20 protein-coding genes are annotated in these 20,683 nt (G+C 58.0%); 7 read left to right on the plus strand and 13 right to left on the minus strand.

What is annotated here, in order from left to right; genetic code table 11:
* From ACR0MQ_RS03780 to bcoG, 3 genes are read right to left on the minus strand one after another with little or no spacing between them, the layout of a single operon-like run.
* Entirely contained in the window at positions 1-762 is a 762-nt protein-coding gene (locus ACR0MQ_RS03780; protein WP_480606026.1) for an SDR family oxidoreductase, read from the minus strand.
* Entirely contained in the window at positions 759-2,225 is a 1,467-nt protein-coding gene (locus ACR0MQ_RS03785; RefSeq protein WP_480606029.1) for a carnitine 3-dehydrogenase, read from the minus strand. Before ACR0MQ_RS03785 ends, ACR0MQ_RS03780 begins: the two co-directional genes overlap by 4 nt.
* Before the next feature lie 29 nt (positions 2,226-2,254).
* On the minus strand, positions 2,255-3,178 hold the full coding sequence (gene bcoG, locus ACR0MQ_RS03790; protein ID WP_480606032.1) for a 3-dehydrocarnitine:acetyl-CoA trimethylamine transferase BcoG: 924 nt from the start codon (positions 3,176-3,178) through the stop codon (positions 2,255-2,257).
* A gap of 132 nt (positions 3,179-3,310) precedes the next feature.
* Between bcoG and ACR0MQ_RS03795 the strand changes: the two genes are divergently transcribed.
* Positions 3,311-4,297: a GlxA family transcriptional regulator gene (locus ACR0MQ_RS03795; protein ID WP_170773918.1), complete on the plus strand. Its 987-nt coding sequence runs from the start codon at positions 3,311-3,313 to the stop codon at positions 4,295-4,297.
* A gap of 75 nt (positions 4,298-4,372) precedes the next feature.
* Here the strand turns inward: ACR0MQ_RS03795 and ACR0MQ_RS03800 are convergent, their stop codons facing one another.
* The 3 genes from ACR0MQ_RS03800 to ACR0MQ_RS03810 are packed head-to-tail and all read right to left on the minus strand — an operon-like array spanning position 4,373 to position 7,393.
* The gene (locus ACR0MQ_RS03800) at positions 4,373-5,419 is read right to left on the minus strand and encodes an aldo/keto reductase (RefSeq protein ID WP_170773916.1); all 1,047 of its coding nucleotides are present in this window, start codon (positions 5,417-5,419) and stop codon (positions 4,373-4,375) included.
* A 32-nt stretch (positions 5,420-5,451) separates the two neighbouring features.
* A complete protein-coding gene (locus tag ACR0MQ_RS03805; protein WP_170773914.1) occupies positions 5,452-5,910 on the minus strand; it encodes a DNA polymerase III subunit chi in 459 nt (152 codons plus the stop codon).
* A 4-nt stretch (positions 5,911-5,914) separates the two neighbouring features.
* Complete coding sequence (locus ACR0MQ_RS03810; protein WP_170773912.1) at positions 5,915-7,393, minus strand: leucyl aminopeptidase; 1,479 nt, start codon at positions 7,391-7,393, stop codon at positions 5,915-5,917.
* A 219-nt stretch (positions 7,394-7,612) separates the two neighbouring features.
* On the opposite strand from ACR0MQ_RS03810, the gene lptG reads away from it, so the two are divergent.
* From lptG to rsmA, 5 genes are all read left to right on the plus strand, one after another.
* Positions 7,613-8,713, plus strand: a complete 1,101-nt coding sequence (gene lptG, locus ACR0MQ_RS03815; protein ID WP_170774192.1) for an LPS export ABC transporter permease LptG — start codon at positions 7,613-7,615, stop codon at positions 8,711-8,713.
* Complete coding sequence (locus ACR0MQ_RS03820; RefSeq protein ID WP_480606036.1) at positions 8,713-10,878, plus strand: LPS-assembly protein LptD; 2,166 nt, start codon at positions 8,713-8,715, stop codon at positions 10,876-10,878. Before lptG ends, ACR0MQ_RS03820 begins: the two co-directional genes overlap by 1 nt.
* Positions 10,869-12,122, plus strand: a complete 1,254-nt coding sequence (locus ACR0MQ_RS03825) for a peptidylprolyl isomerase (RefSeq protein WP_170773908.1) — start codon at positions 10,869-10,871, stop codon at positions 12,120-12,122. Before ACR0MQ_RS03820 ends, ACR0MQ_RS03825 begins: the two co-directional genes overlap by 10 nt.
* Positions 12,119-13,084, plus strand: a complete 966-nt coding sequence (pdxA, locus tag ACR0MQ_RS03830; protein WP_170773906.1) for a 4-hydroxythreonine-4-phosphate dehydrogenase PdxA — start codon at positions 12,119-12,121, stop codon at positions 13,082-13,084. Before ACR0MQ_RS03825 ends, pdxA begins: the two co-directional genes overlap by 4 nt.
* A gap of 81 nt (positions 13,085-13,165) precedes the next feature.
* A complete protein-coding gene (rsmA, locus tag ACR0MQ_RS03835) occupies positions 13,166-14,008 on the plus strand; it encodes a 16S rRNA (adenine(1518)-N(6)/adenine(1519)-N(6))-dimethyltransferase RsmA (protein ID WP_170773904.1) in 843 nt (280 codons plus the stop codon).
* A gap of 56 nt (positions 14,009-14,064) precedes the next feature.
* Here the strand turns inward: rsmA and ACR0MQ_RS03840 are convergent, their stop codons facing one another.
* The 3 genes from ACR0MQ_RS03840 to prfA form a co-directional block, all read right to left on the minus strand.
* On the minus strand, positions 14,065-14,643 hold the full coding sequence (locus tag ACR0MQ_RS03840) for a DUF4167 domain-containing protein (protein ID WP_010440450.1): 579 nt from the start codon (positions 14,641-14,643) through the stop codon (positions 14,065-14,067).
* A 228-nt stretch (positions 14,644-14,871) separates the two neighbouring features.
* Positions 14,872-15,729, minus strand: a complete 858-nt coding sequence (prmC, locus tag ACR0MQ_RS03845; RefSeq protein ID WP_480606041.1) for a peptide chain release factor N(5)-glutamine methyltransferase — start codon at positions 15,727-15,729, stop codon at positions 14,872-14,874.
* On the minus strand, positions 15,726-16,781 hold the full coding sequence (gene prfA / locus ACR0MQ_RS03850) for a peptide chain release factor 1 (RefSeq protein ID WP_170540433.1): 1,056 nt from the start codon (positions 16,779-16,781) through the stop codon (positions 15,726-15,728). The genes prmC and prfA overlap by 4 nt, the downstream gene beginning before the upstream one ends.
* 62 nt (positions 16,782-16,843) lie before the next feature.
* Between prfA and ACR0MQ_RS03855 the strand changes: the two genes are divergently transcribed.
* Complete coding sequence (locus tag ACR0MQ_RS03855; RefSeq protein WP_170470763.1) at positions 16,844-17,146, plus strand: hypothetical protein; 303 nt, start codon at positions 16,844-16,846, stop codon at positions 17,144-17,146.
* Here ACR0MQ_RS03855 and ACR0MQ_RS03860 read toward each other — a convergent pair.
* Genes ACR0MQ_RS03860 through ACR0MQ_RS03875 form a run of 4 tightly spaced genes read right to left on the minus strand, consistent with a single transcriptional unit; the run spans position 17,072 to position 20,680 of the window.
* Positions 17,072-17,473 carry a DUF1499 domain-containing protein gene (locus ACR0MQ_RS03860; RefSeq protein WP_480606044.1) on the minus strand — a complete coding sequence of 134 codons (402 nt, stop codon included), beginning with the start codon at positions 17,471-17,473 and terminating at the stop codon, positions 17,072-17,074. The two genes, ACR0MQ_RS03855 and ACR0MQ_RS03860, sit on opposite strands and share 75 nt — an antisense overlap.
* Before the next feature lie 55 nt (positions 17,474-17,528).
* Entirely contained in the window at positions 17,529-18,476 is a 948-nt protein-coding gene (gene speB / locus ACR0MQ_RS03865) for an agmatinase (protein ID WP_170773896.1), read from the minus strand.
* A 59-nt stretch (positions 18,477-18,535) separates the two neighbouring features.
* The gene (speB, locus tag ACR0MQ_RS03870) at positions 18,536-19,504 is read right to left on the minus strand and encodes an agmatinase (protein ID WP_480606047.1); all 969 of its coding nucleotides are present in this window, start codon (positions 19,502-19,504) and stop codon (positions 18,536-18,538) included.
* 12 nt (positions 19,505-19,516) lie between these two features.
* Positions 19,517-20,680 (minus strand): M20 aminoacylase family protein, encoded by a 1,164-nt coding sequence (locus ACR0MQ_RS03875; protein ID WP_170773894.1) that lies wholly within the window; start codon positions 20,678-20,680, stop codon positions 19,517-19,519.
* Positions 20,681-20,683: the final 3 nt, after the last annotated feature.

Below are 20,683 nucleotides of genomic sequence, written 5' to 3' on the forward strand. Positions count from 1 at the left end.
CTACAGTTTCGGGTCAGGATTGACTGTATGACCATCCACCGCGATCACCTGACCCGACACCAGCCGCGCCGCATCTGACGCCAAAAATACAGCCATGTTTGCAATGTCCCGCCCCTCGACGAAGCGGCCCATGGACGTGCCCGAGGCGTAACCGTTGTAAACCTGATCCCGGGTCATGCCCTTTGCAACGGCTTCGCGTTGCAGCACGCCCTCCATGCGTGGTCCTTCTACTGAACCGGGGCAGATTACATTACATCGGATTCCGTGCGGCCCCAATTCCATCGCCAGCGTTTTGCCCAAGCCCACCATGCCCCATTTCGCCGCCGCATAAGGTGCGCGGTTGGGATAGCCGTATTGGCCTGCAGTCGAAGACGTGATTAGGATCGCACCACTCCTCTGCCGCTTCATTATTGGAGCAGCATATTTGGAACACAAAAACGCCCCTTCCAGATTTACTGAAAGGCAAGAACGCCAATCAGTTAGAGGCACATCCTCAACCGCAGCGGTCGGCCCGGCGACCCCTGCATTCGCGCACAGCACGTCGAGCCCACCCCACGCGGCCTCAACTTCTTTGAATGTAGATGAAACAGCGGTTTCATCCGAAACGTCCAATAGGCTTTGCTTCCAGTCTGATGGGCATTCTGCCAGCGCATCTGCGTCAATATCCGCCACCCAGACCTGCGCCCCGGCAGCATCAAACGCTTCCGCCATCGCGCGACCGACACCCGAGGCGCCGGCAGTAATCAGAACCCGGCTGGTCATGCAGGCTTGCGGATCGCAGCGCCCGCACCTTCCGGATAAGGCAATCCGGCCTGCGCCTCAGCAATCCGCGCCATTGCGGCCTCGATTTCGGGTGATGGCGGGCTGGGGCGGCGGGTTTCAAGGCTGACATGCAGCAAAAAGCTTTCGCCCGTGGCCAACAACGTCTCACCTTCGTACATGCTGTGGAAGACATGCAGCTTTTTGCCCTGCCCCAACAGCATCTGTGTACGGCACTCGATCCGCGAACCGGCATGGGTCTCTTGCATATAACGGATGTGGTTCTCAGCGGTGAAATAGCTGCCGCCAGTCGAGATATACTCCATGTCGCAGCCAATTATCTCCATGAACCGATCCGTGGCGGCTGCAAAAGCTTCAAGGTATTTGGCCTCGTTCATATGGCCGTTGTAGTCCGTCCAATCCAGCGGCACGGCGCGCGATAGCGTCAGAATGGGCTGGCTCAGATCCGCTTGATCCAGGGTCGGCAAGGCTCCCGGTTTCAGCGCAGCGTCATGTTGGTTCAACACCGCCCCGGCCCCGTAGTTCTGCGCCTTCAACGCCCGCATCATGCCCACAAGGTTGTTGTCGCGAATGCGCTCCAACTCACGGATTGAGTGCATGCCCGATTGTGCATCCGACTGATCCGCGATCATGTCGACCAATTCATCGGTGAACTCGGGTACATCCATCAGCTTGGTCCAGGGCCATTTCAGCGCCGGGCCGAACTGCGCCATGAAATGCCGCATCCCGGCTTCGCCCCCGGCCACGCGATAGGTTTCGAACAGCCCCATCTGCGCCCAGCGGATGCCAAACCCCATACGGATGGCTTCGTCGATCTCCTCGGTTGTTGCGATACCGTCCTTGACCAGCCACAGCGCCTCGCGCCAGACGGCCTCAAGGAAACGGTCCGCGATATGCGCGTCGATCTCTTTTTTGACGTGCAACGGAAAGAACCCGACCGAGGTCAGCAGTTCCTTCGCCTTCGCGACCATCTCAGGTATATTTTTGTCAGTCGGCACAAGTTCGATCAACGGCAACAGATAAACCGGGTTGAATGGATGCGTGACCACGATTTGCTCGGGCCGCGACGCACCTTCCTGCAGCTCAGACGGTTTGAACCCGCTTGTCGAGGACCCAATGATGGCACCGGGGTCACATGCCTCCTGCAGACTTTTGTAGACCTTCAGTTTCAGGTCGAGCCGCTCCGGCACGCTTTCCTGAATCCATATGGCGCCGTCTACGGCGTCACCAATCTCATCATGAAAACTCAGCGCCCCCTCCGGCGGCAGGGGCACATCGCTCAAGCCCGGCAGAGAGCGGCGTGCATTGTCCAGCACCTCGCCAATCTTGCGTTCCGCCTCTGGATCCGGATCAAACACTCGAACATCCCAGCCATTCAGGAGAAACCGCGCAGCCCATCCGCCGCCGATCACACCGCCACCAATGATTGCAGCAATCTTTTTCATATCGCTTGACCTTACTCGTAGTGCGGGCCTCAGCCCGCCACTCCTGCCGGTGCCCGCTTGACCAGACCCAGTTTCTCACGCACTTCCTGCGGCCCGATCACGCGCGCACCCATGTTTTCGATGATGCTGCCCGCACGCTCGACCAACTGCCAGTTCTCGGCCAATACACCCTTCTCGAGCCACAGATTGTCCTCCAACCCGACACGGACATTGCCACCCGCCAGAACCGAGGCCGCCACATAGGCCATCTCGTTCCGACCCAAAGAAAACGCACTGAACGTCCAGTCTTCTGGCACGTTGTTTACCATCGCCATGAAGGTGTTCAGATCATCCGGCGCGCCCCAGGGCACACCCATGCACAGTTGCACCAGCGCATTCGGTTCCAGAACACCCTCTTTCACCAGTTGTTTGGCAAACCACAGATGACCGGTATCAAAGGCCTCGATCTCTTGCTTCACACCCAGATCGGTCATCATTTGCCCCATCGCGCGCAAAGCGCCGGGGGTATTGGTCATCACATAGTCGGCCTCGGCAAAGTTCATCGTGCCACAATCCAAGGTGCAGATTTCCGGCAAACACTCGGCCACGTGTGCCACACGCTCAGTGGCACCAACCAGATCGGTTCCGGCCTCCGCCAATGGCAGCGGATTTTCGATCCCGCCGAACACCATGTCTCCGCCCATGCCAGCCGTCAGGTTCAGCACTGCATCAACCTCAGCATCACGTATACGGTCCGTCACCTCACGATACAGCGCCAGATCGCGCGACGGTGCACCCGTCTCAGGGTCGCGCACATGGCAGTGCACCACCGCCGCACCGGCCTTGGCTGCAGCAATCGCGCTGTCGGCGATTTGCTTGGGTGAGCGCGGGACATGAGGGCTGCGATCCTGTGTTCCGCCCGACCCAGTCACGGCACAGGTGATAAAGACTTCGCGGTTCATTTCCAAAGGCATGGCGTTTTCCCCAGCTTATACCCGGTTTTACCTAAGGTTTTCCCCAGGCTTCTCCCCGGATTCCGATTTGCGTCAACGCCAACTCTGGCGCAGCCTTGGACAAACCACTTGGCAGAATGCGAATCAGACTTGATGAAATCCGCAAAAAACATACTCCAACCTGAACATCGCGCCCTGAAAACGGCGGTGCTGGTGCTGGACGAATGCAACACGCTCAGCTTTGCTGCTGCGGTCGACCCGATGCGCGCGGCCAACCGATTGGCAGACCGGCCCGCTTTTGACTGGGACTACGTCACCGCCACTGTCGAGCCCGCGATGTTGACGAGCGCTCTGAATGTACAAGGCATCCCATTGGCACGCCTGCAAGGCTGCGACCTGATGATTGTCGTTGCGGGCTTCCAACTCGCGCGTCACGCAACGCCTAGCCTACTTGCCGGTCTTCGCAGGGTCGCCGCCTCTGGCGCTACAATGGCTGGGATAGATGGCGGCCCCTGGTTGCTGGCCGAAGCTGGACTGCTGGATGGTCACGCTGCGACGACGCATTGGGAGGACTTGGAGAATTTTTCCGCCCGCTTCCCGAATGTCGATGTGCGACCCGACCGGTTCACCGTGTCCGAAAACCGCCTGACCTCGGGCGGTGCTGTCCCAGCGATCGATATGATGCTGCACATCATCGCCGCCCGCCATGGTGCTGGATTTGCTGCCCGGGTCTCCGGACTGTTCCTCTACGAAGGCACATCCGAACCCTCAAAACCGCAAAGCCGTACCGGAGCGCCGCATCGCCATACTGCCCTGACCGCCAAGGCAAACTCGCTGATGGAATCATCTCTGGACGAACCCCTTCCACTGGCTGACATCGCTGACGCTCTCGGCACCAGCGCCCGCACCCTACAGCAGCAATTCCGGCTACGCCTGAATACCACACCGCAAGACCACTACCTGCAACTCAGACTGGCCGAGGCACGCCGACTCGTAACCGATACCGACATTCCCTTGATGGATGTGGCACTCGCCACAGGCTTCGCGTCACAATCCAGCTTCGCCCGCGCCTTCCGCACCGCGCATGGCCTATCGGCCCGCGACCTCAGGCAAGACCGCACACAACCCACCCATCACTGAGGCGATCCAGCTTCATCTGGCCAAAAATACCTCGGGAGAGTAGCCAAAGGCGATGGGGGCAGAGCCTCTATCCCTTCAATATGGCATCGGAAACGCCCGGTGCGCCGCACTGATCTCGGCCATCACTTCGGACGACAGCTTCAGATCCTTGCCCACCAGAATATGCTCCAACTGCGCCACCGTCGTCGCGCCAAAAATGGTCGATCCCATAAACGGCCGGCTGCAACACCACGCCAGGGACATGTGCACCGGATCCAACCCGTGTCGCTGCGCGATATCCAGATAAGCAGCCACAGCATCATACACGCGATCCGTTTTGCGCCCGCCCATATTCGGGACTAACGCCATGCGTGATCCTTCTGGAATAGCACCACCTTGATATTTCCCCGTGAGAAAACCCGCCGCCAAGGGTGAGAACGACAGCAACCCGACATCTTCGAGCAGACACAATTCAGCCAGATCCGTATCGAACAACCGGCAGAGCAGCGAATACTCGTTCTGGATCGACGCGACCCGAGGTCCGCCGACCTCGTCCGATGCCCGCAACCATTGCGCGGTGCCCCATGCGCTCTCGTTCGACAGGCCAAAGGCGCGGATATTTCCTTTATCCACCTGTGCTTGCAGCGCCACCAGACTCTCGCGCATCTCGTCCACGATCTCATTTCGGTTGTGCCCCAAGGGCGCATAGTCCCAGTTCTGCCGGAACATGTAGCTGCCGCGATTTGGCCAATGGAACTGATAGAGGTCGATGACATCCGTCTGCAATCGACGTAATGATCCTTCAATCGCCTCAGGAATGGTTTCTTTCGAGATCGGAGCCCCATTGCGCGCATGCACGAACCCCTCACCGGAATGCTTCGTGGCCAGCACATAGTCCCCACGCCGCGAGGGATTGGCGGCATTCCAGTTGCCCAGAATCTCTTCAGTCCGCCCGATTGTTTCCTTGGAAATTGGATTCACCGGATACATCTCGGCGGCGTCGACAAAGTTGATTCCACCCGCAAGCGCCATATCCATCTGGCGGTGCGCCTCAGCTTCCGATGTTTGTGTGCCAAAGGTCATTGTGCCCAGACATAAATCCGACACCATGATCCCGGTACGCCCCAAAGGCTTCATATCCATTTAAAATCTCCCAAAAAAATTAATGCTGCCGATCAAGCCTCGGCCTTCTTCTCCCATCGTCCGGATTCCTCGGACCAATATTGAGCCGCGCATCCTGAGCCGGTCAGGGATTTCCATTGCCCACGCGCATGTTGCACCGCCTCCGGGTCGTTGCCGTCAAACAGAATACAGACACGCTCCAACGCCGAAACCTCTTCCGCCTCAATCGGTGCCCCATCGACGGCCATCACGCAAGTCGCCCCATTGGCGGCCTCTGGTCCGGTCGTCAGCAAAATCGGCTGCGCCGCGTCATGCGGGCCACCTTCACGGCCATGTGGCAGGAACCCCTCTTCGGGACCCAGCCACAGTTTTTCATCCAGCCAGTCCATCCGCGCTGGGTCAGTCCCCCGCACGGCAATCCGCCACCCGGCCTGCCGCGCCTTGTCCAACAGCACAGGCAGGGTGTGCTCCAACGGCTGACGAGTCAGGTGGTAGAAATAGACCGCGCCCACGGATCTATTCGCCCGTGGTCTCGAAATTGTCCTGTACGAAGCGGCTTAGCGCACGGACGCCCCAGCCGGTGGCCCCTTTGGGCGCATAAGACGTCTCGGAGGACACAGAGGCCACACCAGCGATATCGAGGTGAATCCAAGGTGTCTCTTCCTTGACAAAGCGCTGCAGGAACTGCGCCGCGGTGATCGAACCGGCTGGCCGTCCCCCTACGTTCTTCATATCCGCAATGCGTGATTTTAGCTGCTTGTCATAACCTTCGCCCAATGGCAGCCGCCATGCGCCCTCATCCTCGGCCTTGGCGGATTTCAGGAAGGCATCACAGAACGTGTCATTGTTCGAAAACACGCCGGCATTCTCATGCCCAAGTCCGATGATCACTGCCCCTGTCAAAGTGGCCAGATCGATCATGCCCACCGGCTGGAACCGATCCTGCGCGTACCACATGACGTCGCACAGAACCAAACGACCCTCGGCGTCGGTGTTGATGATCTCAACAGTGTCGCCTTTCATCGATTTGACGACATCACCGGGGCGTGAAGCATTGCCCGACGGCATGTTCTCGACCAACCCGACCAGCCCCACGACATTGGCCTTTGCCTTGCGCTTGGCCAGCGCTCGCATGGTTCCGGCAACAACACCCGCGCCGCCCATGTCCATGGTCATGTCTTCCATGCCACCCGCGGGCTTCAGCGAGATACCCCCGGTATCGAACACAACACCCTTGCCGACCAAGGCCAGCGGCGCGTCATCCTTGTCACCACCATCCCACTGCATCACCACAACTTTCGAGGGGCTGACTGAGCCCTGCCCGACGCTCAGCAGCGTGCGCATGCCCAGTTCGGCCAACTTGTCTTCTTCCAGAACCTCGACCTTCAGGCCCAGCGATTCCATCTCGACCAACCTGTCCGCGAATTCGGTTGTCGTCAGCACATTTGCGGGTTCATTTGTCAGATCCCGTGTCATGCGCACTCCATCAGCCACGGCATAGAGCGGCGCAAATTTGGCCTCGGCCTCTTCCGGTTTAGAATGACCGATAACGATCTCGCCTGTCGGATCAGAATCTTTGGTTTTGTGGACATCAAAATCGTAGGCCCTCAGAACCATGCCCAAAGCCAACTCTTCGATTCGCGCGTGGTTGGCGGCCATGACCAGCACGGATTTACCAGCAGACAGCTTTGCCAGATTAGCCCCGGCCTTTCGTGCTTCGTCGAAATCGGGTCGGCGCGGCAGGACCAAAATATCCAGCGCCTCCGCCTCCATTCCTGCCGGCCATGCCAGCGAAATCACATCACCCGATTTCACTTTGCTGAAACGCTCGCTTTCGACCAGCCGCGCAATACCACCTTTGGTCAAACGATTGGCCCGTCGCGCGGCAGGGCTCATCTTGCCATCGGCGGGAATGAGAATGGCCACGCGCCCTTCGGCCTGCGCCATCGCATCAAGGTCAAAAGGGGTGAAACGGACGGGCATGAGACTGCTCATATCATTCTCCTGAAAATTGCGTTGCCCAAGACCTAGCCCGCGCAGCCACCGTTGACCAGATAGCAGTTTTCCCCGCCGGGCAATTGCATTATGGTCGCGCGAAAACAACGGCAGGCTCGGGGGAGAGAACGTGACACCAATCGGCAGTTACAGGCCGTCGCGCATGATTCCATGCCCGATCGTGATTCTTGGATGCCGGGGTTTGACGGGGATGCCCACGTGATCCTCGACCGCTATTTTGCCCGCCGCTTTATCCAAAGCTTTCTCATAATCGGCGGAATCTTTCTGACTTTGATGATCCTGATCGATCTGATCGAGCAGGTGCGCCGGTTCGATGGTACTGGCCTGTCCTTTGGTCAGCTATTGCAGTTGACGCTTCTAAACACGCCAGCCGCGATTAGCGAGATGCTACCGCTTTTGATGATCTTGGCCACTATTGCATTGTTCGTTGGCCTTGCCCGCAGTTCCGAATTGGTCGTGACCCGAGCCATCGGCCGGTCTGGAATCCGCGCGTTATTGGCCCCGGTATTGCTGGCGTTGACAATTGGAACACTCGCGGTTGCTTTGCTGAACCCGATTGCCGCTGCCACCTCAGAAGAATTTCAGCGTCTGTCGGATGGTTACCGAAACCAAGGCAGTTCGGCCCTTTCGATCAGCCGCGAAGGGCTATGGCTGCGCCAGGGTTCAGCCAATGGCCAGTCAGTGATCCACGCAACCGGCACGGTCAACGGAGACAGGTTCGCCTTGAAAGACGTAACCATCACCACATTCGCACCCGACGGTAAACCGAACCAACAAATTTCAGCCCAAAAGGCCAATCTTGAGGATGGGTTCTGGACCCTGCATCAGGCCAAGATCTGGCCTATTCAGGATGACCTTAACCCCGAAGCAAATTCCAGCACGCACGAGGTACTGAACCTCCCGACAACGCTGACTCGAGAACGGATTCTGGACACTTTGGGGCAGCAGGATTCAGTATCCGTCTACGACTTGCCGCAATTGATCCGAGATCTGGAAGAGGCCGGATTTTCCACCAAACAATATGAAGTCTGGTTGCAGGTACAGCTCGCCCGTCCGCTGTTTCTGGTCTCGATGGTTCTGATCGGTGCGGCCTTTACAATGCGCCATGTCCGGTTTGGTGGCACGGGTGTTGCCGTACTAACTGCCGTTTTGCTGGGGTTCGGCATTTATTTCATTCGAAACTTTGCGCAAATTCTTGGCGAGAATGGACAATTGCCGATCCTTGTTGCGGCCTGGGCTCCACCTTTTGCGGGTATCCTTTTGTCACTGGGTCTCTTGCTTCATGCGGAGGACGGCTGATGCGCCCCATCCTCTCCTTACTACTTTCGACCGCATTGATCCTGTCTCTGCCTGCTGTTGCTATGGCACAGTCGGAAGTGTCAGGCGCCACCAACGACACCGGTGCGACTGAGCAAAATCAACCAGCCCTACTTGTGGCCGATGAGATTTTCATCACCCCGGACCGCAAACTGGTCGCCGAAGGAAATATCGAAGCTTTTCAGGGCGACGTGAAACTCACGGCCCAAAGCGTCACCTATGATCGTGAAACAGGTGAGCTGACTCTGGTCGGCCCGATCCGGATCGATCAAGGTGGGGACAGCACATTGCTGGCCGATTCTGCACAATTGGATAGCGGCATCCAGAATGGCCTGTTGATGGGCGCGCGTATGGTATTTGAGCAGCAGGTTCAGATCGCTTCGGTCCAAGCTACCCGCGCGGCGGGGCGATACACACAGTTCAGCAAAGTGGCGGCAACCTCATGTCATGTCTGCTCAAACGGCACCCCTCCGATCTGGCAAATTCGCGCACGCAAAGTCACGCATGATCAGCTCGAAAGGCAGCTGTATTTCGAAGGCGCCCAGTTCCGCATTCTGGATGTACCTGTCTTCTATTTCCCCACCCTGCGCCTGCCCGATCCAACTCTCGAACGCGCGACAGGTTTTCTGGTGCCATCAATCCGCACGACCTCACAATTGAGTACCGGAGTACAGGTTCCCTACTTCTTCAAGATCGGAGACCACAAAGACCTGACGTTGACCCCCTATCTGTCATCCAAAACCCGTACCCTCGGGTTTCGCTATAGGCAGGCCTTCAAAGCCGGCGGCATCCGTCTGAGAGGGGCCTATACCCGAGACGATTTGCAACCCGGTGAAGATCGCGGATACCTATTTGCTGATGGTCGCTTCAGCCTGGGAAACAGCTATCGACTGACGTTTGACATCAAGACAACCTCGGATGACTCATATCTGGCTGACTATGGCCTGCCCGATTTTGATCGCCTGCGCAGCGAAATCGCCCTTGAAAGGATCAAGCGCGACACTGCGTTCAAAACCGGCTTCATCCATTACAAAAGCCTGCGGGATAGCGAAAATGAGGAAGAGATCCCCTCTCGCGTCTTCGATCTCAACTATCGAAAACGTTTGTTCCCAAAGGCGCTCGGGGGCGAAGTTCAGCTGGCCTTTCTTGGCCACACTCACACACGCACCAGTGATGAAGATATTGTTGGGCGCGATGTCGCCCGCGCGACTTTTGACGCAGAATGGCTGCGCAACTGGACTTTCGCAACCGGGCTACGTGCCGAGGCCCAGCTGGGCGCAGCAATTGACACGTTCAACATCAGAAATGACAGCAGTTATCCGAACAATGTGACGCGCTCGACGCCGCGCGCGGCCTTTACTTTGCGCTACCCAATGTTGCGACGCGAGCAATCTGGCGCGACGCAAATCCTGGAACCTATTGCACAAATCGGCTGGACACATGTTTCAGATAACGATGTGCCCAACGACGAAAGCACATTTCAAGAGCTCGATCAGGGCAATTTGCTGGCACTTTCGCGATTTCCTGCGCCTGACCGGCGTGAAGATGGCACAACCGCCGTGGTCGGCTTGAATTGGTCCCGCTACAACGCTGATGGTTGGCGTGCGCTCGCAACAATTGGGCAAGTTTTTCGGTCTGACGCCGATCCGGATTTCACGCTGACATCAGGATTGCAGGGGACCAAATCGGACATTCTTTTGGCCGGTCAACTTAACAATGGCAAAGGTTTGACACTGGCGGCACGTGGACTGCTGAATAATGACTTCAGTTTTACGAAAGCCGAGTTGCGCGCAGCGTGGGTCAAAGGAGATACGGCACTATCTGGCGGCTATATCTGGCTGGAACCGGACCCGGCTGAAGCTAACAATGACGAAATATCAGAGCTGCGCATATCGGGTCGCTATCGCGTAGATCAGAACTGGCTGACCCGCGCCAGCGCGCGATATGATTTCAGCGAATCTGAGCCACTCCGCCTGGGGTTTGGTTTGACCTACCAGAATGAGTGCGTGCAGGTGAATGTGAACGTCAACAGACGCTTTACCTCCACATCAAGTATTGAGCCTTCGACGGAATTCGGCTTTACCGTAGCCCTGACAGGGTACTCCGTCGAAGGCAATGGACAAAAGTTTAAGAGAAGATGCAGTTGATCTCAGGTTTCACAAAATCTCTTCGCTCAGGCTATCGTAATTCGGTCCTGCCGGTGTTGGCCGCCGCGTTTGTTGCCCTGGCGACACCCCCGGCCCAGAGTCAAAGCCTTTTCTCTCCTGCAATCCGGGTCAATCAAGACATTGTCACTTGGTATGAACTGCAACAGCGCCAACAGTTTCTGGATCTTCTGGGTATCCCAGGCAGTTCCGAAACAGAAGTTCGTAATGCATTGATCGATGACAGGCTGCGTAAACAGGCCATGCGTGATGCCGGGATACAGGCGACGCCGGAAGATGTTCAATCTGGAATTGATGAATTCGCCTCACGCGGTAACCTAAGCACGGACGAGTTTCTAAGACTACTGAACGAAGAGGGTGTTTCCACGGAAACCGTACGGGATTTCGTGGCCGACCAATTATCCTGGCGGGATTATGTCGCCACTCGCTTTTTGTCGCAGGCCCGGCCAAGCGAGGATGAAATCAATCGCGCACTGGGACAGGGCGGCGGCGGCGGCTTGCAGGTTTTATTGTCAGAAATCATCATTCCAGTAACCCCACAAACACTGGCTCAAGCCGAGGCTCTGGCCGACGAAATTGCATTGCTCCCCGATCAGGAGAGCTTTTCGGCCGCCGCAACACAGTACTCAGCAGCGGCTACACGTGAAAATGGTGGGCGGCTCGAATGGCTTTCGATCACAAATCTGCCACCCGCTCTGCAGCCAGTCATCCTGGGCCTGAAAAACGGCGAGATTACCGATCCGCTTGCGCTGCCAAACGCTGTGGCGCTATTCCAGATGAGGGGTATCCGTGAAACAGCGGGCAGCGCGCCGCGATACTCCGAAATCGACTACGCCATCTATTACCTCCCAGGTGGCCGCAATACAGATACGCTCGCAAAAGCCACCAAACTCAAGGAAGAGATCGACACCTGCGATGATCTCTATGGATTGGCCAAGGGTCAGTCGCCGGATATTCTTGATCGTAACACCGCTAAACCGTCTGAGATACCACGCGATGTTGCATTGGAACTGGCCAAACTTGATCCAAATGAGGTTTCAACTGCACTGACGCGAAACAACGGTCAGACGCTGATGTTCCTGATGCTGTGCAACAGAACCCGCGATCTGGGTGAAGAAACGACCCGAGTGGACGTAGCCAACGCGCTGACACAACAACGCTTGCAGGCTCTTGCAGACAGCCTGCTGGAACAGCTCCGAGCCGAAGCCGTCATCATCGAGCAATGACACCACCTATCGCACTCAGCTGCGGCGAACCTGCAGGAATAGGCCCCGAGATCGCGGCCAAAGCCTGGCAATCATTGCGCGATGCATGCCCGTTCTTCTATATCGGCGATGCCTCGCACCTCCCGGCAGGCACTCCGATCACTCGGATATCCGACCCAGCAGAAGCCCGTGCAGCAAGCGCCACTGCCCTGCCCGTTCTGCATGTCGAGTTTTCGTCTATTAATACACCCGGACATCCCGAAGCCAAAAATGCGCCCGCTGTCGTTGATGCTATTGAACGGGGTGTCGAGTTGGTCCAATCCGGTGCAGCATCGGCGCTTTGTACAGCACCGATCCACAAGAAGGCACTGATCGATGGGGCTGGATTTGCGTTTCCGGGACATACCGAATTCCTAGCCTCACTGGCGGGACAGTCGCGCGTCGTGATGATGCTCGCGAGCGATCAATTGCGGGTGGTACCAGCCACCATCCATATTCCGCTATCGCAAGTCACAAGCGCGCTCACTCCAGAAGTTTTGCGTGAAACGATCGAGATCACCGCACGGGGTTTGCGCGACCAGTTTGGCATCCCCAATCCCAGAATCGCCGTGGCTGGATTGAACCCCCACGCGGGCGAAGAGGGAAAGATGGGGACTGAGGAGCTCGACTGGATCGCGCCGCTGATCGCCGATATGTCACCCAATGGCTATTCAGTGACCGGCCCGCACCCCGCAGATACCATGTTCCACGCCGCGGCACGTGCGCGCTACGACGCGGCGATTGCAATGTATCACGACCAGGCGCTGATCCCGATCAAAACGCTGGATTTTGACCGAGGTGTAAACGTGACGCTGGGCCTGCCCTTCGTCAGAACCTCGCCAGATCACGGCACGGCCTTGGACATTGCAGGCCAAGGCATCGCAAACCCAACCAGCCTGATCGAGGCGCTCAGACTGGCCCAGAAGATGGCGCAATCTCGCTAATGCTTCATCTGGCCAAAAATATCCCCGCCGGAGGCAAAAAATATCTGGCGCACCAAATCCAATCCGAACAACGATAAAGCAATGAGCGCCATCGACTCCCTCCCCCCGCTGCGCGAGGTTATCGCCACCCATCAGCTCTCGGCCCGCAAATCGCTGGGTCAGAACTTTCTGCTCGACCTCAACCTGACGGCAAAGATCGCGCGGCAGGCCGGAGACCTGGACGAATGCGATGTCCTTGAGATCGGGCCGGGACCTGGTGGTTTGACCCGTGGCCTGCTGTCTGAGGGGGCCCGCAAAGTCGTCGCCGTTGAAAAAGACACTCGCTGCATCGCAGCCTTGAACGATATTGCCGCCGCTTATCCCGGCAGGCTCGAGGTCATCAACGGTGATGCGCTGGAAATCGATCCACTGGCCCATCTGACGCCTCCGATTCGCGTGGCCGCGAACCTGCCTTATAATGTCGGAACCGAGCTTCTGGTCCGCTGGCTCACCCCGCCCGATTGGCCACCATTCTGGCAAAGCCTGACCCTTATGTTCCAGCGCGAAGTGGCCGAGCGGATCGTAGCCCAACCCGGCAGCAAGGCCTATGGCCGCCTTGCCATCCTCGCCCAATGGCGGGCCGAAGCGCGCATCGCGATGTCCCTGCCGCCCGGAGCGTTCACACCTCCGCCCAAGGTCTCCAGCGCGGTGGTTCACCTGACAGCGTTGCCCGAGCCCCGGTATCCAGCGGACGCCCGCACCCTGTCCCGCGTGGTCGCGGCGGCCTTCAATCAACGTCGCAAGATGCTGCGTGCCTCGCTCAAAGGTACGGCCCCGGATATCGAAGACCGCCTGCTTGCCGCTGGTATCAAACCCACTGAACGCGCCGAGCAGATTCCGCTGGAAGCTTTCTGTGCCTTGGCTCGCGAAATTCAGAAACCCTGATCGCAATAAAAAGCCCCGGGTAAAAACCTCGGGGCTTTTGTCGGCGTGAGCCGATCTTATTCGGCCGCTTCTGGTGCGTCGCCTGTATCGGCGGGCGTATCCTCAGCTGCAGGCGGTGCTTTGGGCTTGCGCGCCCGCGGTTTACGCGCCGGCTTTTCCTTCTTCTCCTGAGCCGGAGCTTCGGCACCTTTGCTTTCGGGTGTCTCGACCAACCCGCTTTCAGGTGTCGGTTCGGCCGAGGCGAAATCCATCACATCAGGTTGCGGAGCTTCGGCAGGGTCCGCCTGACGAGCCGCTTCGCGCTCCTGACGTTCGGCACGCTCACGGTCACGTTCAGCTTGCCGTTCGCGGTTCTGGCGCTCTTGCTCTTCGCGGCGCGCTTCGATCTCGCGCTGCGCCTCGCTCAGCATGCGCAGGTAATGCTCGGCGTGTTGCTGAAAGTTCTCGGCCGCCACACGGTCATTCGACAGCTGTGCGTCGCGCGCCAGTTGGTTGTATTTGTCAATGATCTGCTGCGGTGTGCCACGCACTTTGCCCTCAGGGCCCGAGCTGTCAAAAACCCGGTTTACGACGTTGCCGCCAGAAGGACGATTGCGGTTGTTCTTGGCCCGCGAGCGGGATTTGGAAGATCTCATCTTACTTTACGTCAGCCTTATCAATTCACTGTCGATCAACCCGTATCTAACGCTGCTCAGTGGCTTTGTGCCGTTACGCGCTATCGACTTTTTGGGCTTGGCGTCAGGGGTGCGCTGAAACAGCGTCAACCTCGCCGACTAATCCTGAGTAAACATGTCCTGAGCGCTCAGACAAGAGGATTCTCACAATTGTCGCAGCTTTTTTACATCAATCGGCATTTTTCAGCTTCAGATTCCCCTGGATGGTGGCATTCTTGCCCCTACAACCCGGTCACGCCCGTCCAGGTCAGGGATCACCTGCGTGCGCGTCAGTCCAGCGGCATCAAATAACGCTGATACATAAGCGCCTTGTGTTGGACCGATTTCTACCAAAATACGCCCGCCAGGCATCAGATAATCTGGGGCCGAGGCCGCTATACGACGGTACGCATCCAATCCGTCGCCCTCATCCGTCAAAGCCATGCGCGGCTCATGCTCACGTACTTCCGGCGAAAGTTCATTCATTTCTTCCGCCGAAATATAAGGCGGATTCGAAACAATCAGGTCAAATTGCCCCTGAATGTTTTCAAACCAATCCGACCGCCGAATCTCCAAACGCGCCTGAACTTGATGCTGAACAGCATTGGCGCTGGCCTGCAGGCAGGCCGCTTCGCTCAAATCCACCCCGACGCCCGAGGCGCTCGCCCGTTCAGCTAGCAAAGTAATCAAGATACAGCCCGAGCCCAAACCCAGGTCCAGAACATGATCAAACGGTTCACTTAGAGCTGCTTCGATCAAAGCTTCGGTTTCGGGACGAGGGTCAAGTACATCACGGCTGACCCGGAACCGACGACCATAGAATTCGCGCTCGCCCAGAAGGTGCGACACCGGCACCCGGATGGCACGAAGAGAAATCAACTGGTCATAGCGCTCTGCGATATCAACGGGCAGTTCCTCGGGTGCGATCAGCGTCACACGGCTGGCCTCGATCCGTGCCGCATGGGCCAGCAGCACCCGCGCATCCCGCGCCGGATCGGGCACCCCTGCCGCGCGCAAACGCGCGGTGGCGGCTACCATGGCCTGCGCAGCTGTCAGTGCCGCAATCATTGCGCCATCTCGGCCAGCAGCCGGGCCTGATCATCTGCGGTTAGCGCATCAATCACCTCATCCAGATCGCCCTGCATCACCTGATCCAGCTTATAGAGCGTCAGGTTGATGCGGTGATCCGTCATACGACCCTGTGGGAAATTATAAGTCCTGATCCGTTCCGACCGGTCACCCGAGCCCACTTGGCTGGCGCGATCCGCTGACCGCTCACTGTCGATCCGCTGCCGCTCCAGATCGTAAAGGCGCGTTTTCAGCACCTGCATCGCAATCTCACGGTTGCGATGTTGCGATTTCTCGGAGCTGGTCACCACGATACCGCTGGGCAGATGCGTGATCCGCACCGCCGAATCCGTCGTATTAACATGCTGCCCACCCGCGCCGGAACTGCGCATCGTGTCGATGCGGATGTCATTCGCGTCGATCTGGATGTCTACATCCTCAGCCTCAGGCAAAACCGCGACGGTCGCTGCCGAAGTGTGAATACGCCCGCCGCTTTCGGTTTCGGGCACACGCTGTACCCGATGCACGCCAGATTCATATTTCATCCGCGCAAAGACGTTGTCGCCCTTGATATGAGCCACTACTTCTTTGATCCCGCCGAGATCCGAGGCCTGTTCCTCGATGATTTCAAACTGCCAGCCACGCGCCTCGGAGTATCGCTGGTACATCCGCAGCAGGTCTCCGGCGAACAGAGCCGCCTCATCGCCACCTGTACCGGGCCGTATCTCCAGCATCGCCGGGCGCGCATCCGCCGCGTCTTTGGGCAATAATGCCAGCTGTAGCGCATGCTCGGCTTCGGGGATACGGGCCTGCAGTTCGGGTATTTCCTCCTCGGCCAGCTCTTTCATGTCTGGGTCGGCCAGCATCGCTTCGGCCTCGGCCAAATCGGAGACCAACAAACGCCATGCCATGATCTGATCAACCACCGGTTTGAGGTCCGAGTATTCTTTAGCCAAGGCCGCAATATCTCCGCCCGATGCGCCATCAGCCATGGCCGCTTCGAGGTATTGGAATCGCTGGGTGATCTGTTCTAGGCGTTCTTCGGGGATCATCCGCGCGGTGTCTATCATCCGGGGGCTTTGGTCAAGGCCTTGCCTTGTGCTAGGCTTAGCGCATGAAACGACTGATCCTGGCCCTGACACTTGTTGCAACCCCTGGTATGGCCGACGTTGTTGGCCCCGGGGGCAAGGTGCAGGACTGCTATTGCACCGACAAATCAGGCACCCGCGTCGAATTGGGAGAGATGATCTGTCTGCAGGTCGACGGCCGCATGTTCATGGCCCAATGCCAGATGTCACTGAACGTGCCCATGTGGCGTGAGGTGCAGGAGGGGTGTTTGTCGTCAGGGTTGCAGCAAAGCAAGCCAGTGGGTGACCCGTTGTCGATTGACGCCGAAATCTTTCCGACCAAATCTTGAGCGCGCACAGATGCGCAGCTTGTCCCCGTCATGCTGCACGGTGGTGTAGTCGGGAAATCCGAATACCCTGGAACGGGTGACATAGGTTATCATTCCCTCTTCGATCGAACCTGCCAGCACGGTCGTGCGCGGCGTCGAGCGGGCGATATGATCGAGTTGCTCCATCGCTTCCGGGGCTGCCTCAACGACCCGCACTACGCCGTTCCCAAAATCTCGATCCAATCCTTCGGGGGCAACATGCCAGCGCGTCGGGTCAGACGGCGCAAGACGAACATATGCGCCCATCGCAATGCCCACCGAAATCAACAGCCAAAGCACCATTTTCATCTGCCCTTCGATCCCTTTGCGCAAAGCCTACCCGGTCCGAGGGCGACCAACACCCCTATCGTGGCGTCACGCCCGGCAGAATGCACAGCATCTCGAACAGCAGATTTGCTGCCGTCAGCGCCGTATTGCCCGACGGGTCATAGGGCGGAGAGACCTCGACCAGATCGCAGCCAACCACGTTCATGCCCGCCAGCGCATGGATCAGTTGCAGCGCCTGTGGCGTTGTCAGACCCGCGATCTCGGGAGTGCCGGTGCCGGGCGCATAAGCCGGGTCGAGGCTGTCAATGTCATAGGTGATATAGACCGGATGATCGTTGACCGTCTTGCGGATAATTGAGCCGATCTCGGTCAGGTTTTGCTGCCACAACTCCCACGCGGGGTATTGGCGAAACCCCCAGCCCTGCGCCTCGGTAAAGTCGCTGGCGGCATAGCCTGATCCGCGAATGCCGATCTGGAAGGTCTTGTCAGGGACAATCAGTCTTTCCTCATAGGCTCGTCGAAAGACGGTGCCATGGGTCTCTTTCTCGCCAAACATCTCGTCATTGACATCGGCATGAGCGTCCACATGCACCAGAGCCACCGGCCCGTGTTTGGCCGCCATTGCCCGCAGGATCGGCAGGGTGATCGAATGATCCCCTCCCATCGCCACCGGGGTCACGCCCTGCGCCAGAATACCGTCATAGCTGTCCTTGATGATCTTAAGACTATCAGCCAGCGAGAAGGTGTTGATCGCCAAATCTCCAATATCAGCGATCTGCAGATGTTCGAACGGGGCCACGCCATTGGCCATGTTATAGGGCCGTATCATCGCACTTTCGCTGCGGATCTGCTTGGGTCCGAACCGAGTGCCCGACCGCCAAGAAGTGCCGATATCCATCGGAACCCCGAGGATCGCCACATCCAGCCCTTCAAGCGACGACGCCTGCGGCAGACGCATGAATGTATTCGGCCCCGAAAACCGCGCCAGATCATTGCCTCCAATGGGTTGGTTATATTCGGTCATGTACTGTCTCCGATCCGGTGCCTTACCAAGCAGATACCGGGATTATGCCTAACCAAAGGTTAAGGCTTCACCAGCTTGTTCCACCCCAACAGGCATATGATCTGCGTCGCCACATGGGCCCCCGCAATCGCCGTCGCACCAGATGTGTCGTATGGCGGAGAGACCTCGACCACGTCACCACCCTTGATGTTGATCCCAGCAATGTCCCGCAGGATGATCTGAGCCTGAATCGAACTCAGACCACCCCAAACCGGCGTGCCTGTTCCAGGGGCAAAGGCCGGATCAAGACCGTCGATGTCGAAACTCAGATAAACGGGTCTATCGCCCAGTATTCCTTTGATCTTCTGCGCCACAGCGGCGGGTCCGGATTCATAAACCTCGCGTGCATCGATGATGTTGACGCCCAGCGTGTCCTCGTTCGTCGTGCGTATCCCAACCTGAACCGAGCGTTTCGGGTCCACGATCCCCGATTTCACCGCTTTGTAGAACATCGTCCCATGATCTACGCGGGACATGTCGTCATCGGCCCAAGTGTCCGTGTGCGCATCGAATTGCAGCAGGGACATCGGCCCATATTTCTCGGCATAAGCCTTGAGGATCGGGAAGCTGATATAGTGATCCCCGCCCAGTGTGACCGAGGCGACATCCGCCTTCAGAATGGTGCGAATGTGGTCGGTCAGCGTAGCGGGAAAGGCTGGGATATTGGCGTAGTCATAAGCCATGTCGCCGTAATCCACGATCGCCAGTTCACTCAGCGCATCAAACGGCCAGCCATAGGGCGCATCGGGCGATTGCAGGGCGCTCGCCTCGCGGATCGCGCGGGGCCCGAGGCGCGTTCCGGGCCGATTGGTCACCGCCTGATCGAAGGGCACGCCGGTAACAGCGATATCAACGCCCGTCAGGTCTTTGGTATAGAGCCGCCGCAGAAATGAGGTCGCGCCGCCAAAGGTGTTCTCATAGGACAGCCCCTTGAGATCGGGGTTGGTGAACGCCTCATCCACCTGGTTCTTTGCATCTTCCAGTGCCATGTCTTTTCCCTGTCAGCCCAACGGCTGTGCCTTTTCGACGATCCGCGCAAAGAAGGACGCTCCAATCGGCGCGACGTCGTCATTGAAGTTGTATTTCGGATGGTGCAGTCCTGCGCCCTCTCCTTGTCCCATGAACAGATAAGCACCGGGTCGGGCCTGCAGCATATAGGAAAAATCCTCTGCCCCCATCTCGCGTCCAGCATTATCCTTCACACGTTCCGCACCGGAAACATCCCGCGCCACTTCGGCCGCAAACGCGGCCTTGTCGGCATCATTGATGGTGGCAGGATAACCCTCTTGATACTCCAGTTTGGCCTCAACACCGTACGAGGCCGCCTGCCCTGCCACAATCTGCGCCATCCGTTCTTTGACCATTTTCTGCACTACAGGATCAAAGGTGCGGACAGTGCCGTTCAAATAAGCGGTGTCGGGAATGACATTGTTCACCGTTCCGGTGTGAATCTGCGTCACTGATACCACCAGATCGTCAAGCGCATAGTGATTGCGACTGACAATTGTCTGGATTGCCTGCGCCATCCCGCAGGCCGCCATCACCGGGTCTTTCGTTTCGTGTGGCATGGCCCCGTGGCCGCCAACACCTTGAATATGGATCTCGAACGTATCCACAGCTGCCATTAGCGGCCCCGGCGTGGTCTCGAACAGACCTTCAGGCCGACCCGGAGTGTTATGGATGCCATAGACCTGAGAGATATCGAACCGATCCATGATGCCTTCTTCGACCATGACGCCCGCGCCGCCACCTTCTTCCTCGGCAGGTTGAAAGATCAGGGCAACGCGACCTGCGAAATTCCGTGTCTCGGCAAGATAGCGCGCTGCGCCCAACAGCATGGTGGTGTGGCCGTCATGACCGCACGCATGCATCATGCCGGGGTTCTTCGAAGCGTAGTCTACGCCCGTCTCCTCGGTAATCGGCAGCGCATCCATATCGGCACGCAGACCAATGGTCGGACCCTCACCCTGCCCATTGATGATCGCGACCATGCCCGTTTTGGCGATCCCTTCGTGCAGCTCATCCACGCCGAACTCGCGCAGACGCTCAGCCACGAATGCAGCGGTCTCATAGCATTCGAATTCCAGTTCGGGGATGGTGTGAAGGTGCTGGCGCCACTTGGCCATATCGGCGGCGTAATCGGCAATTCGGTTGACGACGGGCATCTG

The organism is Ruegeria sp. AN6 (assembly GCF_056540425.1).